This window comes from Paenibacillus sp. 11B, assembly GCF_030487755.1.
GTDB classification, from domain to species: domain Bacteria; phylum Bacillota; class Bacilli; order Paenibacillales; family Paenibacillaceae; genus Paenibacillus; species Paenibacillus vandeheii.
Genome location: NZ_JAUKNS010000003.1, coordinates 41,795 through 55,660 on the forward strand (window position 1 = coordinate 41,795; position 13,866 = coordinate 55,660).

General features: G+C 48.4%; 10 protein-coding genes. 5 read left to right on the plus strand and 5 right to left on the minus strand.

Going from position 1 to position 13,866, the window contains the following annotated elements; all coding sequences use genetic code 11:
• Window positions 1-246: 246 nt before the first annotated feature.
• Window positions 247-2,223, plus strand: a complete 1,977-nt coding sequence (thrS, locus tag Q0V21_RS15200; protein ID WP_301879585.1) for a threonine--tRNA ligase — start codon at window positions 247-249, stop codon at window positions 2,221-2,223.
• 121 nt (window positions 2,224-2,344) lie between these two features.
• On the opposite strand, the gene Q0V21_RS15205 is transcribed toward thrS, so the two are convergent.
• Window positions 2,345-3,208, minus strand: a complete 864-nt coding sequence (locus tag Q0V21_RS15205; RefSeq protein WP_301879586.1) for an SDR family oxidoreductase — start codon at window positions 3,206-3,208, stop codon at window positions 2,345-2,347.
• Between the two features lie 128 nt (window positions 3,209-3,336).
• Here Q0V21_RS15205 and Q0V21_RS15210 point away from each other — a divergent pair, with 128 nt between their 5' ends.
• Window positions 3,337-3,882 (plus strand): hypothetical protein, encoded by a 546-nt coding sequence (locus Q0V21_RS15210; protein ID WP_079350775.1) that lies wholly within the window; start codon window positions 3,337-3,339, stop codon window positions 3,880-3,882.
• Between the two features lie 78 nt (window positions 3,883-3,960).
• Window positions 3,961-4,692, plus strand: a complete 732-nt coding sequence (locus Q0V21_RS15215; protein WP_301879587.1) for an MBL fold metallo-hydrolase — start codon at window positions 3,961-3,963, stop codon at window positions 4,690-4,692.
• A gap of 108 nt (window positions 4,693-4,800) precedes the next feature.
• Here Q0V21_RS15215 and Q0V21_RS15220 read toward each other — a convergent pair whose 3' ends face one another.
• Window positions 4,801-6,009, minus strand: coding sequence for a PQQ-dependent sugar dehydrogenase (locus Q0V21_RS15220; RefSeq protein ID WP_301879588.1), 1,209 nt, complete (start codon window positions 6,007-6,009; stop codon window positions 4,801-4,803).
• A 497-nt stretch (window positions 6,010-6,506) separates the two neighbouring features.
• Here Q0V21_RS15220 and Q0V21_RS15225 point away from each other — a divergent pair, with 497 nt between their 5' ends.
• Entirely contained in the window at window positions 6,507-7,595 is a 1,089-nt protein-coding gene (locus Q0V21_RS15225; RefSeq protein WP_301879589.1) for a M24 family metallopeptidase, read from the plus strand.
• A 144-nt stretch (window positions 7,596-7,739) separates the two neighbouring features.
• Here the strand turns inward: Q0V21_RS15225 and Q0V21_RS15230 are convergent, their stop codons facing one another.
• Both Q0V21_RS15230 and Q0V21_RS15235 read right to left on the minus strand, forming a co-directional pair.
• Window positions 7,740-8,423, minus strand: a complete 684-nt coding sequence (locus Q0V21_RS15230; RefSeq protein WP_301879590.1) for a queuosine precursor transporter — start codon at window positions 8,421-8,423, stop codon at window positions 7,740-7,742.
• A 236-nt stretch (window positions 8,424-8,659) separates the two neighbouring features.
• Window positions 8,660-10,057 carry an L-cystine transporter gene (locus Q0V21_RS15235; protein ID WP_301879591.1) on the minus strand — a complete coding sequence of 466 codons (1,398 nt, stop codon included), beginning with the start codon at window positions 10,055-10,057 and terminating at the stop codon, window positions 8,660-8,662.
• 333 nt (window positions 10,058-10,390) lie between these two features.
• Between Q0V21_RS15235 and Q0V21_RS15240 the strand changes: the two genes are divergently transcribed.
• On the plus strand, window positions 10,391-12,091 hold the full coding sequence (locus Q0V21_RS15240) for a methyl-accepting chemotaxis protein (protein WP_079350780.1): 1,701 nt from the start codon (window positions 10,391-10,393) through the stop codon (window positions 12,089-12,091).
• A 216-nt stretch (window positions 12,092-12,307) separates the two neighbouring features.
• Here Q0V21_RS15240 and Q0V21_RS15245 read toward each other — a convergent pair whose 3' ends face one another.
• Window positions 12,308-13,849, minus strand: coding sequence for a cobyric acid synthase (locus tag Q0V21_RS15245; RefSeq protein WP_301879788.1), 1,542 nt, complete (start codon window positions 13,847-13,849; stop codon window positions 12,308-12,310).
• Window positions 13,850-13,866 lie beyond the last annotated feature (17 nt).

Here is a 13,866-nt window from a genome sequence, read left to right on the forward strand (position 1 = left end):
GTGACCTCGAACCTCAGTTTTGCGGACTTTTTCATGAGTTCCGGACAAAGCTGTCAGTAGAGTTCACCGCCTGATCCCCGATAACGGATTCCAATGAGGGTTATGTTGTTCTTGCTTGCGGCGGCTGGTCGTGTTCAGGAGCATTCATAACCAAATTAGGGTGGAACCACGAGCTGAGCGCACTCGTCCCTTTTCCGGGACGGGTGTTTTTTGCGCTTCAAATTTGAATATTGGAGAGTGGTTCACATGAGTAATCCGAATAAAAACAGCCAATCCAGCAATCCATCGAATGATCAACAGCAACCTCAACATCCGATTGAAATTCGCCTGCAAGGCGGAGCTGTACGTTCTTACGAAGCCGGTATCACTGTAGGAGAGGTCGCCTCATCCATCAGCACAAGTCTGGGCAAACAAGCCATCGGCGGTATTGTAGATGGTAAGAATGTCGATCTCGATTGGGTGCTTGAGCAAGATTGCGAACTCGTCATCGTTACACTGGACAGTGAGGAAGGTCTGTATCGTTATCGACACAGCACAGCTCATGTACTCGCACAGGCTCTCAAACGCATTTACGGTGCGGAACAAGTGAAGCTGGGCATCGGGCCTGTCATTGAGGATGGATTTTATTACGATGTCGATCTGGAGCATGCTTTATCTATCAGTGATCTGGCTGGCATCGAGCGGGAAATGAACAAAATCATTCAGGAAAACGAAAAGATCAGCCGCCGAGTGGTTAATCGTGAGGAAGCGCTCCGCATCTTTGGAGAGATTCAGGACCCGTATAAGCTCGAACTCATTCAGGATTTGCCAGAGGACGCCGAGCTTTCGATTTATGACCAAGGAGAGTTTTTCGATCTCTGCCGCGGCCCTCATCTTCCGTCCACTGGTCGAATCAAAGCATTCAAGCTGCTGAATGTGGCTGGTGCGTACTGGCGGGGCAACTCGGATAATAAAATGCTGCAACGCATCTACGGCACTGCTTTCCCGAGCAAAGCCCAATTGGATGAACATCTGCACATGCTGGAAGAAGCGAAGAAACGGGATCACCGCAAACTGGGCAAAGAGCTTGGACTATTCATGTTCTCTGAAGAAGCACCCGGCATGCCCTTCTATCTGCCCAAAGGTATGACTGTCCGCACAGAACTGGAGCAATTCTCCCGTGAGTTGCAGCTACAGGAAGGTTATCAGGAAGTGCGTACTCCACTTATGATGAACAATCGTCTGTGGGAGCAATCGGGTCACTGGGAGCATTACAAGGACAACATGTATTTCTCCGAGGTGGATGATGACACTTTTGCACTGAAACCGATGAACTGTCCGGGACATATGCTGATTTTCAAAAATACACTTCATTCCTATCGTGAGCTGCCGATTCGCATGATGGAGTTCGGTCAGGTTCATCGCCATGAATTCTCAGGCGCTCTGAACGGCATGATGCGTGTTCGGACTTTCTGTCAGGATGATGCGCATCTCTATGTAATGCCAGAGCAGATTGAAGATGAGATCAACCAGGCGATTTCATTGATCGGACGCATGTACGATATCTTTGGATTCGAGTACAAGATTGAACTGTCCACTCGCCCGGACGATTCCATGGGATCAGAGGAGCTGTGGGATCAAGCAGAAAGAGCATTGCAAAATGTACTTGATCGGCGCGGTGTGAAATACCGCATTAACGAGGGTGACGGGGCCTTTTACGGTCCGAAAATTGACTTCCACATTCTCGATGCTCTGAAGCGCAGCTGGCAATGCGGAACTATCCAGCTTGATTTTCAAATGCCCGAGAAGTTCGATCTCACTTATATTGGCGAGGATAGCCTGAAGCACCGTCCTGTCGTGATCCACCGTGCCATCTATGGTTCCATCGATCGCTTCATCGGCATCCTGACTGAACATTACGCCGGTGCGTTTCCACTTTGGCTCGCGCCCGTGCAAGTGAAGCTGCTGCCTGTGTCGGATCATTACGCCGACTACGCGCTTCAAGTTCAGAGCCAGCTGCGGGCTGCCGGCATTCGGGTAGAAACAGATCTACGCAGTGAGAAACTCGGCTACAAAATCCGTGAAGCTCAGATGGAAAAAGTGCCTTACTCTCTCGTACTCGGGGAAAATGAGAAAAATGCCTCATCCGCCTCTGTTCGTGCATACGGTCAAGGCGATCAAGGCATTCAGCAAATTGAAGCATTTATTGAGATGATTCAGCAGGCTGTGAAGGCAAAAGCCTGAGCGGCTCAAACAGGAATTGACTGAAACATAACGTTAGAGGCAGACCGTTAATATGGATAACGGCTGCCTCTAATTCTCTCTCCACAAGGAAGTCGCCACTTCTGCTTCGAATGATCAGCATTTACAATTTTTCTTCAGGTCTGAGTCCGACTTGCTCTTCGCTCCATGTCCAGAAGCGCTCAGCTGCGGCGGCATCCAGAGCATGGGCTTTCAATTCCTGGTCCTTTTGTTGATAGAAATAACGTCCGGTTATTCCGGCAACTTCAGGACTTGTGGCAAGATAAATCGCCGTCTGCGCCCCTTCTTCAGGAGAGAGGAAAAACGGTAACTTGCCTACGATAGCCATAATGCGTGTGCCAAAACCGGTATTACGATCTACACCAATACTTGTACCAACCGCACCGGGATGAAGACAGTTCACCGTGATGCGGGTATCCGCCAATTTGCGGGCCAGAACACGGGTGAATAACACGTTAGCGAGCTTGGATTGCGCATAACTTTTGATTGGATTATAGCCTTTATGCAGATGGGGATCTTCGAAATGAATTTTGCCAGCTTTGTACGCACCAGACGAAACATTCACAATCCGCCCCTGCTCCGCAGCCTTCAACGGCTCAATCAGGAGTAAGGTAAGCAAAAAATGTCCAAGATGGTTAATGCCAATGCCTTGCTCAAAACCGTTCGAGGTCTCCTGGCGCTTCAACATGACGACACCCGCATTATTAACGAGAACGTCAAGTGTATCATAACGCTCCCGAAATGATTGGACAAAGTGACGGATGCTTTCCAGTGACCCCAGGTCACACAGCATCAGTTCAATCCCAGTAGAGCCGGACTGACGTAGTGCCTCCTCCAGAGCCTGCTGTCCGCGCTTCTCGCTGCGGCAAGCCATAATTACGTGATACCCTTGCCTTGCAAGTTCAATAGTAGTTGCCAAACCCATGCCTGAATTAGCTCCCGTTACAATCGCTGTCTTTGTGGACATCAGGTATTTCCCTTCTGAACCGAAGTTCTTCGTATTTTGGGACCATTGTCTTCTAGTTTCTAAAGCACTCCTGACGTCAATATGAGATAATCGAAAGATCACATATTGGTCTTATAGGGAGGATACGCATGCTAACCAAAGAAGACTTCAAGAAACTGAAAAAAGAAGCGAAACATGACATTGCACTAATCGAACAGGAGGTCCAACATCTCCAGCAAAAGCCAGACTCAACACTGCATGAAAAGGATAAACTGTGGGACGATGAAGAGATTGGTGAGCTTATCCGAAAACGGCAAGAGCGCAAATATAGTTCATGGACGATTGAATTATGCATGATTATTGAAAACCTGCTGAATCAACTATACCAGCAAACGCATCAAAAAAAATTTAATTCGATCCAGCTAATGAAAACTCCCGCATACCGTTCTTTATCCAATATCGAGATCCTTCAGGCTGAATTGAAAAATCAACACATTTCCCTGAAATCGGGAATGGAGAACATTGAAGAAGAAATCACCACCGTGTTTCAACTCCGAAATAAACTTATTCACTCCAACTTTTCTTATGCTTCCATCGTCAGAGAGAATCACGATGCGAAACAAGAGTTTGAATCCATCCTGGATACGGTGAAGCAATATAGAAAATACTTGAAATATAATCAGCCAGAGAATTGACCCGTTCATGATAAATGATAAATACACAATGATCCTACTCTATAAAGGAGGTGGACCGGATTCAATCCGGGAACCAGTATGAAAAATCCATCCACGGATATAACGACTCTACATCTTCACATTGTCACACCTGCGGGTAAAAACCCGATCTACCCTGTCATGCTGCGCGATGAAGATGGTATTACACTTGTGGATACAGGCATGATTGGCCAATTCGATGAACTTCAGTCCGCACTGGAACATGAAGGCGTTCAATTGTCCGATATCAAGCGCATTATTTTAACACATTCCGATATAGACCACATTGGTAATCTTGGTGCCCTGGTGAATGCTATTCCAGAAGTGGAAATCTGGGCGCATAGTGATGAAATTCCGTATATCACGGGCAAAGAGCCCATGATCAAGTTTACACCGGAACGCAAAGCGTTGCTGCCTGAACCTGTAGCGGAGCTGGCAGAACAATTGATCTCCCAACGGACTGAGTTCAAAATATCCAAAGTGCTTGAGGACGGTGACATGCTATCTTTACAGGGGGGCATCCAGGTCATTCATACACCGGGGCACACCCCAGGACATATCTGCCTGTACTTCCGGGAGCAGCAATTCCTGCTCGCTGCCGATGAATTACGTGTGATCGATGATGAATTGGTGGGGCCTTCTCCACCCGCAACACAGGACATGCCTGAAGCACTGCGCAGTTTGAAAAGGCTGCTTGGCCTGAAGCTGGAGAAAGTGCTTTGTTACCATGGTGGAGAGTACACCACTGAACCCAGTCAGCGCATTGCTGAACTTGCGGAAAGCGCGGACTAATCGGAACCTTCAACCTAAGGCTATGTTTACGTCAATAATGAAGCGAAGGGGCTGTCCCATATGTCATGAATATGGCGGGACAGCCCCTTTTTCATTGTACATTACATGTTACAGGTTTGGCGTAATAACGATCAATTGGTCATCTCCATCACGTGGAGAACCCCGGCCATCCCTGTTGTTCGTCAGCACATATAACTTTCCGTCTTCCCCCGCAGTTACATTGCGAATACGTCCCCACTTGCCTTCAAAAATCGGTCCCACCTGTGTTACTTTTGTGCCATCCTCTGACAGTGTGATCTTGAGAAGCTGTTCCCCCCGTAGATTGGCAGCAAGCAGTGATCCAGCCCACGGGCCTTCCTCTATATACGCTACACCTGATGGAGCCCACGTCTCATCTCCACTATGTGCAAGCGGAGCCTGATAAGCACCATTGTTGTCATCATCCCCTTCCACTTCAGGCCAGCCATAATTCTCACCGGCTTCAATGCGGTTAATTTCATCAAAATTACGCTGCCCATGCTCCGTGGCGTATAGATAGCCATTATTCGGGTTCCAGGCCAGCCCCTGGGCATTCCGATGCCCCATGCTATATACAGGCGAATTAGGCCACGGGTTATCTTCTGGGATCGATCCGTCGAGACCAATCCGCAATATTTTTCCACCCAAGCTATCTTCGTTCTGAGCCAGCTCCGGTTCATACCGTTCACCTGTCGTAATATAGAGCAGATGGTCAGGGCCAATCTTGATCCGGCCCCCATTATGATTCATACCGCCTGGAATGTCACCGAGCAACTCCTTGTCTATAGTCGCTTTGCCGCCACTTACCTTCAAGCGCAATACACGATTTGTAATGTCATCGCCTTCAAGATAGGAATGATATGCATACAGATAGCCATTATCATCAAAATCTGGATCAGCAGCAAGGCCCAGCAACCCACCTTCACCCTCTTCATGAAATGGAGCCGTAAATTCAATCAAGGGTTCGGAAGCCAGCTCCCCGCTCTCGATGACCCGAACGGTGCCCGGTCGCTCCGTTACAAACATCCGTCCATCAGGCACGCTTACCAACTCCCAGGGTACATTGAGTCGGTCGACCAACACGGAAGCCTCGTAAGGAATAACGGCATTTTCCTCCGTTTCTTCTTCACCGCCACTCGCACCGTCATTGCCTTCGCTCGCTGTCGCCTGCTCCTGACCTGTACCTTGACCCTGAGACGTCTGCTGTGATCCTGTCGTCGGGTCACCGGAAGCACAGGCGGTTAATAAGGCGATACTGAGTAACGAAGCATACAATGGAACGTTTAGTCGATTATTCATGATTACAACTCCCTTCTAATATCGTTGTTATATCGTGTAATCCTAGTTTCAAGGACCGTCCATTTCCAACGTAAGTAAACGAGTAAATAAATCTAAGTAAGCAAATTAGCAAATCTACGCGGTTTCGCCCTGTATTACCCTCCCCACCTGCCCCTCAAACGGGTAGTTAAAGCTAATTTTCGGTCATCATTCCTGCCTCCATTTGGATTTCCTCGATATTCTTCTATAATAGAAAGAAGATATATAAATTGAACTAAACATTTACACGAGAACGGAGAGGACAGAAATAACCTGAGGAAGCGCAGCTAAAAGCTTTCTGAAAGAAAGCTGCATCGGAAGCATACGCTTCGCCTTTATCCCCGGATTTTACCCTTTGACAAAGACAATCCAAAAATCTGGGGATAACAGCGATCGGAAGGTTGTTCTGTCATCGGAATGGTAAGTGTAAATATTCTTTAGTTCATTTAGAACGAACTGAAAGGTGGACGTATACACTCATGAATCAAACTCCTTTATCCCGGCTGGAAGCTGGTTTGTCTACGCAAGGATTGGACGCTATGCTGATCACGGATCCAAAACATATTTACTATTTAACCGGTTTTGCGAGCAATCCGCATGAACGTTTCCTCGGGCTTGTTCTCGCACGCGGCGAAGATCCGCTGTTGATCGTGCCCGCACTCGACGAGGAGGCCGCAGCAGCCGCTTCTTCGGTATCCAACATTGCCACGCATTCAGACACGGACAATCCTTACGCTTTGTTTGAGCGTTATCAGGGACGTCTGGGCCGCGTGGGACTCGAAAAAGAATACGTGACGGTCGCACGTTACGAACAGTTAACCGCCGCGCTGGGTGCTGCCAGCTTTGAAGATGTCGGCCCTCTGCTTCGCACCTTGCGTGTGAAAAAAACACCGGATGAAGTAGCACGTATTCGCCACGCCATTCATCTGATCGAAGAGACGCTTCGCCAGGGACTGTCCCACGTTCGTACAGGCGTAACCGAAATTGAACTGGTTGCCGAAATGGAATACCAGATGAAGAAGCTGGGTGCAGACGGTCCTTCCTTTGATACCATGGTTCTTACTGGACCCAAAACAGGTCTGCCGCACGGCACACCGGGGGATCGCAAGCTCCAACACGGGGATCTGTTGATGTTTGATATGGGTGTCTACACTGGCGGGTATGCATCAGATATTACGCGCACATTTGCCTTTGGTGACATTTCACCTGAACTCCAAACCATCTATAATACCGTGCTCGCAGCAAATGAAGCTGCCATTCGTGCTGTGAAGCCAGGCGTCACCTGTGCGGATATTGACCGTGCGGCGCGTCAGGTTACGGAAGAAGCCGGATATGGCGAGCGCTTCCTGCACAGAGTCGGACATGGAATGGGTATTGACGTGCATGAGTATCCTTCGCTGCATGGTCAGAACATGGACATTCTGGAGGAAGGTACGGTATTTACGATCGAACCGGGCATTTATACCACAGCAGGCGGTGTGCGTATTGAGGATGATGTACTGGTGACGGAAAATGGCGTCGAAGTGCTGACAACCTATCCAAAAGAGCTGCAAATTCTGACGGACTAATCCTTATCGGGATCATATCACTTTCGTTTTCATTTTAAAGAAAATAGGTACTGTAACCAAAAGTCCCGCAAAACCATGAATGCATGGCTTTGCGGGACTTTTGTGTTTCGATTCAGCATTCTGCGGACGAACTTAACGACGAGTCTAAGCTCCATCCTTGAATTTAAAGCTTCGTGCAGCATATAGAAACGGCGTTCCTACCGCGGTCAATACAAATTTGATCACGTACGTCGTCAGGAAAATCTCAAGCCAGACATCCCATGAATAGATGAATGCAAAAGCGATCGTGCAGAACACCAGCGTATCCACAAACGAACTGATAATGGAGCTTCCGTTGGTGCGTATCCACAACTGATTGCGCCCTGGTGCCACCTTACGCAGCCAAGTGTACAGTCGTACATCCAGAAACTGACTGATGAAATAGGCTGACAGACTTCCGAGTGCAAGACGTGGCAGCATACCAAACAGAGTTTTCATCGACTCCTGTGCAAAGTCCGTAGACGCCGGCTCAAAGAACAATACCATCTGCATCAGCACTGTCGTCATGATCAATGTGAAGAACCCGAACCATACGGCTTTACGCGCCTCACCTGGTCCATACTTCTCATTGAGCAGATCACTGGTCAGATACATACTGACATACATCGTATTGCCCAGCGTTAGAACGATACCCATAATATCTATCGTTTTGGTCACCTGTATGTTGGCAATGACTGTTGCCACACCGATCCAGGCATAAAGACCCTTTTTACCGAACAAGCGGTAACACAGCAGGAAAAATCCATAAGTAACGAGAACGAATACCGCTCCCCACCCTAAGTTAAACATAAATACATACACTGCCTTCCTAGTTTTGATTACGCGGGATGGTTACGAACCGCGGTTTGGCTCCGGGCCAAAACATGAATACTCTATCACATTTCCCAACAGTTGAACAGCACTAAATAACTCCAGCATACTCTCGAATGTAAAAAACCGCCCTCCGGGTTAACCCGGAGGACGGCTGATCAGACTTGGGTACTTATACATCCACCTGCCAGAGGTGAAAAGTAAATCTGGATCAATTACACCTGAACGGCGGAATCCAGATCACGGCTTTGATCATTAAATGTATCCTGATCGTTTTCTTTCAAAATTTTGCTGGATACGAGACCTGCGGTCATCGAATCATTCACGTTCAGCGCCGTACGACCCATGTCGATGAGCGGCTCAACCGAGATCAGCAATCCTGCCAAAGCTACCGGCAGGTTCATCGTGGACAACACGATCAGGGAAGCGAAGGTTGCCCCGCCGCCTACACCGGCTACGCCGAAGGAACTGATTACGACTACCAGGATCAGCGTAATGATGAAATCCCAGCTCATCGGGTCGATCCCGACCGTAGGAGCAATCATGACCGCCAGCATGGCCGGATAGATCCCGGCGCAGCCGTTTTGACCAATAGTAGCCCCGAAGCTTGCCGACAGGTTCGCAATCCCGTCCGATACGCCCAGTCTCTTCGTTTGTGTCTCCACGTTAAGCGGAATCGCAGCCGCACTTGAACGGGATGTGAAGGCAAAGATCAGCGTTGGCAGAACCTTTTTCACATACGTAATTGGATTGAAGCCGAACAGTGAGATAATAATCAGGTGGATGATGAACATCACGATCAACGCCACGTAGGAAGCAATGACGAATTTGATCAGCTTCAGTATCTCATCCGGGTTCGTTGTGGCGGTTACCTTCGTAATCAGCGCCAGAATCCCGTACGGCGTCAGCCTGAGCACCAGCGTTACGATTCGCATAACCACCGCATATACCGCATTGACCATGCCGCGGAACGTTTCCGCCTGCTCTGGTTTTTTGCGATCCAGTCCGAGTACGGCCACACCGATAAAGGCTGAGAAAATAACAACAGCCAGTGTGGATGTACGACGTTCTCCAGTCATATCCGCGAACGGATTCGATGGAATGAACTCCAGTACTTGCTGCGGAATCGTCTGATCCTTCACATCAACGAGACGTTCCTCCATCTTCTGCCCCTGAGCCAGCTCTCTGTCTCCACCCTCAATCTCAATGGACTTCAGGTTGAAGCTCAAGCTCGTCACAATACTCACGCTTGCGGCAATCGCCGTCGTGATGAGCAGGATGGCGATAATCGAAAGGCTCATTTTACCGAGATTCTGCTTGCCTTTCAGATTCATGATAGCCGAAATGATGGAAACCATAATTAATGGAATCACGACCATTTGTAACAAACGAACATATCCTGAACCGGCCAAATTAAACCAATCGACCGACTTGGTAATGATGTCAGAATCAGACGTGTAGAGCAGTTGCAGAATGACGCCGTAGACGACCCCGATGCCCAGACCCGCAAATACACGCTTCGTAAAGGAAATATGTTTCTTCTGCATCCAGAACAGGACACCTAGAAGAGCGAGCATAACCACTACGTTCAAAATGATTAAAAAGGTATTCATTTGTATAAATCCTCCTCAGTGTGAGTAACCGGATTCCCGGTTTTCTACTCGCTCAAAAGCGATATTCAACAATATATCACATAACAAACTATTCTGGTAGGTATTAATTGATATTATGTAATATGTATGTAATCAATTCATCTATTTCTGAAAAAAAACCACTAAATCGCGAAAATTGTTGTATTCAACCTCAGGTTAATTTTGTAATATAGGTATATCCGCTTATTCCCAAGTTTTCTCAACGTGAAAATTAGGCCTTTTTTCGTTGGTAATTAGTCTTACGATAACGGAAAAGCGACAATGTTAATGAACATGACGTGAAAGGATGATTATATGTTTCGAAATCGCACCGTTGCTGGTAAAATCAGAGGCACGTTGTTCCTCGTACTGCTGGTTGCTTCCCTGTTGTTCAGTATTAGTTTCTATGCTGTCTCTATGAATATTATGCAAAGCTACGTGCTTCCACAGTTCGACAAGGTCCTGAACACGTCGATTCAGGATATATACAAGAACACATCGGCTTCTAAAATTTTACAGGTTCAAAGTGGCGGCGCAGGTTCCGATGGTGCAGCACTGACCGTTGAATCCTACTTGGCTGATAAAGCAAAAGAGCATAGTCTGGACGCGGCCTACGTCGTGGCTATACAGGATGGCAAAGCTACCGTTGTGATCGCGAATACCTCCTCAGGCATGAAAGCCGGAGATGAGATTAAAGCAGAAGCAGCAATGAATGCAGCCATTGAGAAAAAAGAAATGGAAATCAGCAACGTTTATGTCGATTCCTTCGGTGTACATAAAGGGGCCTTTATTCCGATCGCAGGAAGTAACATGATCATGGGCGTTAGTATGGATGCCCAGTTCATTCAGGACAAAATTGCCCAGATCTTCTGGTTATGCCTCGGAATTACCGCCCTGGTCTTCCTGCTTGGCTGGCTTATCTCCACAAGCATGATCAAGCGAGTAACCAAACCGATCATTCAACTTGTTCAGCATAGCAAGCAGATATCAGAAGGTGATCTGACTGCCGAACTCCAGATTAAAGGCAAGGATGAAATTGCACAGCTTGCTCTAAGCTTCCAGACAATGACCCATAATTTGAAAGAAATGATCAGCCGCGCACTCACGACCTCCAATGAAGTTGTGGAAGGCTCCAATGATTTGCTCAAACGGGTAGAATCCATGTCCGGTATGGTGAAAGACTCCAGCCGTTCTGCGGAAAGCGCCGAAAAAGGCAGCGTAAGCATCGCTTCCAGCGCAGCCGAAAATGCAAGAGCCATGGAAGAAATCACGCAAGGCATTATGCATATTGCCTCTTCCTCTGCCGAAGTATCCGAGCAGATCGGAGATGCTGCAAATGAAGCTGTTAACGGTAATCGACTGGCACAGGATGCCGTTCAGCAAATGGAGCGTGTTGGCCAGACCGCGAGTGAATCACTGCGTTATGTAGAAACGATGAACGAGCGCTCGATCGCCATAGGCACCATTGTTCAATCCATTTTTGAGATCACCAGACAGATTAACATGCTGTCCCTCAACGCTTCCATTGAAGCAGCACGTGCAGGGGAGCATGGACGCGGATTCGCCGTCGTTGCCGGAGAAGTACGTAAGCTGGCGGAACAATCCAAGACAGCTACAGAGGAAATTTCTGATTACCTGGGTACCATCCGTGAAGACGCCGAACGTTCGGTTGATGCCATGAACCGTGTAACCCAAGAGATTGGATCAGGTACTCACGTGGTTCAACAAGCAGGCTCCGCGTTCCAGCAGCTAAACGAATTAATTCAGAACGTCAATCTGACGATTCAGACGGTATCGGCCTCTACCCAGCAAGTATCTGCTGGAGCTGAAGAAGTCAGTGCTTCCGTGGAAGAAACCGCTCAGATTACGTCCAAGTCCCGTCAAAGCATGCAGCAGATTGCTTCTACAGCGGATCTCCAACTGAATGAGATGGATTCCCATTCGAACACCGTACGTCATTTGCATGAGCAAGCCGTAGAACTGCAGTCCGCCATGAAAAACTTCAAAATAAACTAGCCGGAATACCTTTAACCCATTATTCCCCTATTCGAATCACACTTTACTACAGGCTATACAAATACCCCCATGCTCAGCAGCGTTCAGGTTTCAGAGAACGATTGCCACACATGGGGGTATTTTTTTGACTATAATAGTTGCTCCAATGCAGATGCTTAACTACAATGGGTAACTCTTCGCCAAGTAATTAAACTTGGGCTACGTTTGTTAAGACTCTTACACGGGTGCCTGAACACCCATAATCTCGTACACCCGTTGCATATCCAGTGAAGACCGTAACGACTCGGCAACACGGTCAAACTCCATTTCCTTGCGTTCACGTGCGCTGTACGTCTCCAGCAGCGGAGCAAGTCCTTTGCCTTCGCGAAGACCATTAAGCCACGAACGCCGGAATTGATCACTTTCAAATAAACCATGCAGGTACGTTCCCCACACCTTACCATCCACAGTACCCCAGCCTTCATTGAAGGGTTGGCCCCCTGAATGGGCGATTTCGAACAAGGCCGTTACACGTTCAGGCTCAAGACACTCGGTAACGCCCATATGAATCTCGTATCCATTGATGGGCAATGAGCTTGCTGCTTCGCTCTCCTTGGGCAAACGAATTGGATGAAAACCATGTACATGCCCCGAGGCTCTTACCGTTTGTTTGTTCTGTAGAAATCTTGTCGTCAGGGGCAGCCATCCCAAACCATTGGCTTCCTGAATCTGATTCGCTTCCACAGCAAACGGATCTTTGAGATGCTGACCGAGCATTTGATATCCACCACATATCCCGATAAGCTGAACATGTTCACGCTCCGTCTGGCTGGCTATCGCTTGCTCCAGTCCTGACGCACGCAGAAATGCCAGATCTCCAATCGTATCCTTTGTACCCGGAAGCAGAATGGCATCGGGGTGCCCCAAATCATCGGGAGAAGTCACGTATCGCACATTCACATCCGGTTCCCTGGAAAGGGCATCAAAGTCTGTAAAGTTGGAAATACGCGGATAACGAATGACCACAAGGTCCAGCTCCTGCTTACCGGAATTGCCGTGTCGCATGGAGTCAAGCACCACGGAATCTTCCGCTTCAATCTGAATATCACTTATGTAAGGCAACACGCCCAATACGGGAATGCCTGTCCGTTCCTCAAGCCAGTCCAATCCAGGCTGCAGCAAGGACAGATCTCCGCGAAACTTATTGATGATGAATCCTTTTACACGCTGAGCCTCATGCGGCTCAAGCAGCTCCAGTGTACCTACAATGGAAGCAAAGACCCCGCCACGATCAATATCCGAGATCAGAATGACCGGAGCATCCGCCCAGCCCGCCAGATTCATGTTAACGATATCCCGATCCTTCAGATTAATCTCCGCAGGACTGCCCGCGCCTTCCATCAGCACGATATCGTACGTCGCGCGTAGCCGATTCAGCGCATCCATGACCGTCTCCTTGGCTTCAGGAAGAAAATGCTGCCGATAATCCCAAGCACTCATCTGCGCAAGAGGTACACCGTGTACGACAATCTGGGAATGCATATCCCGAACCGGCTTGATCAGGATCGGATTCATGTCTGTCGTCGCTTCAATCCCGCACGCTTCAGCCTGCGCCCCCTGGGCTCTTCCGATTTCCTTGCCGTCTTCCGTGACGTAGGAATTCAGCGCCATGTTCTGTGATTTGAACGGGGCTGGCCTGAATCCGTCCTGCTTGAATATTCGGCATAGCGCCGTCGTAATTACGCTTTTCCCCACATCCGATGCCGTCCCTTGCAGCATTAATACTGCCGCCGTTT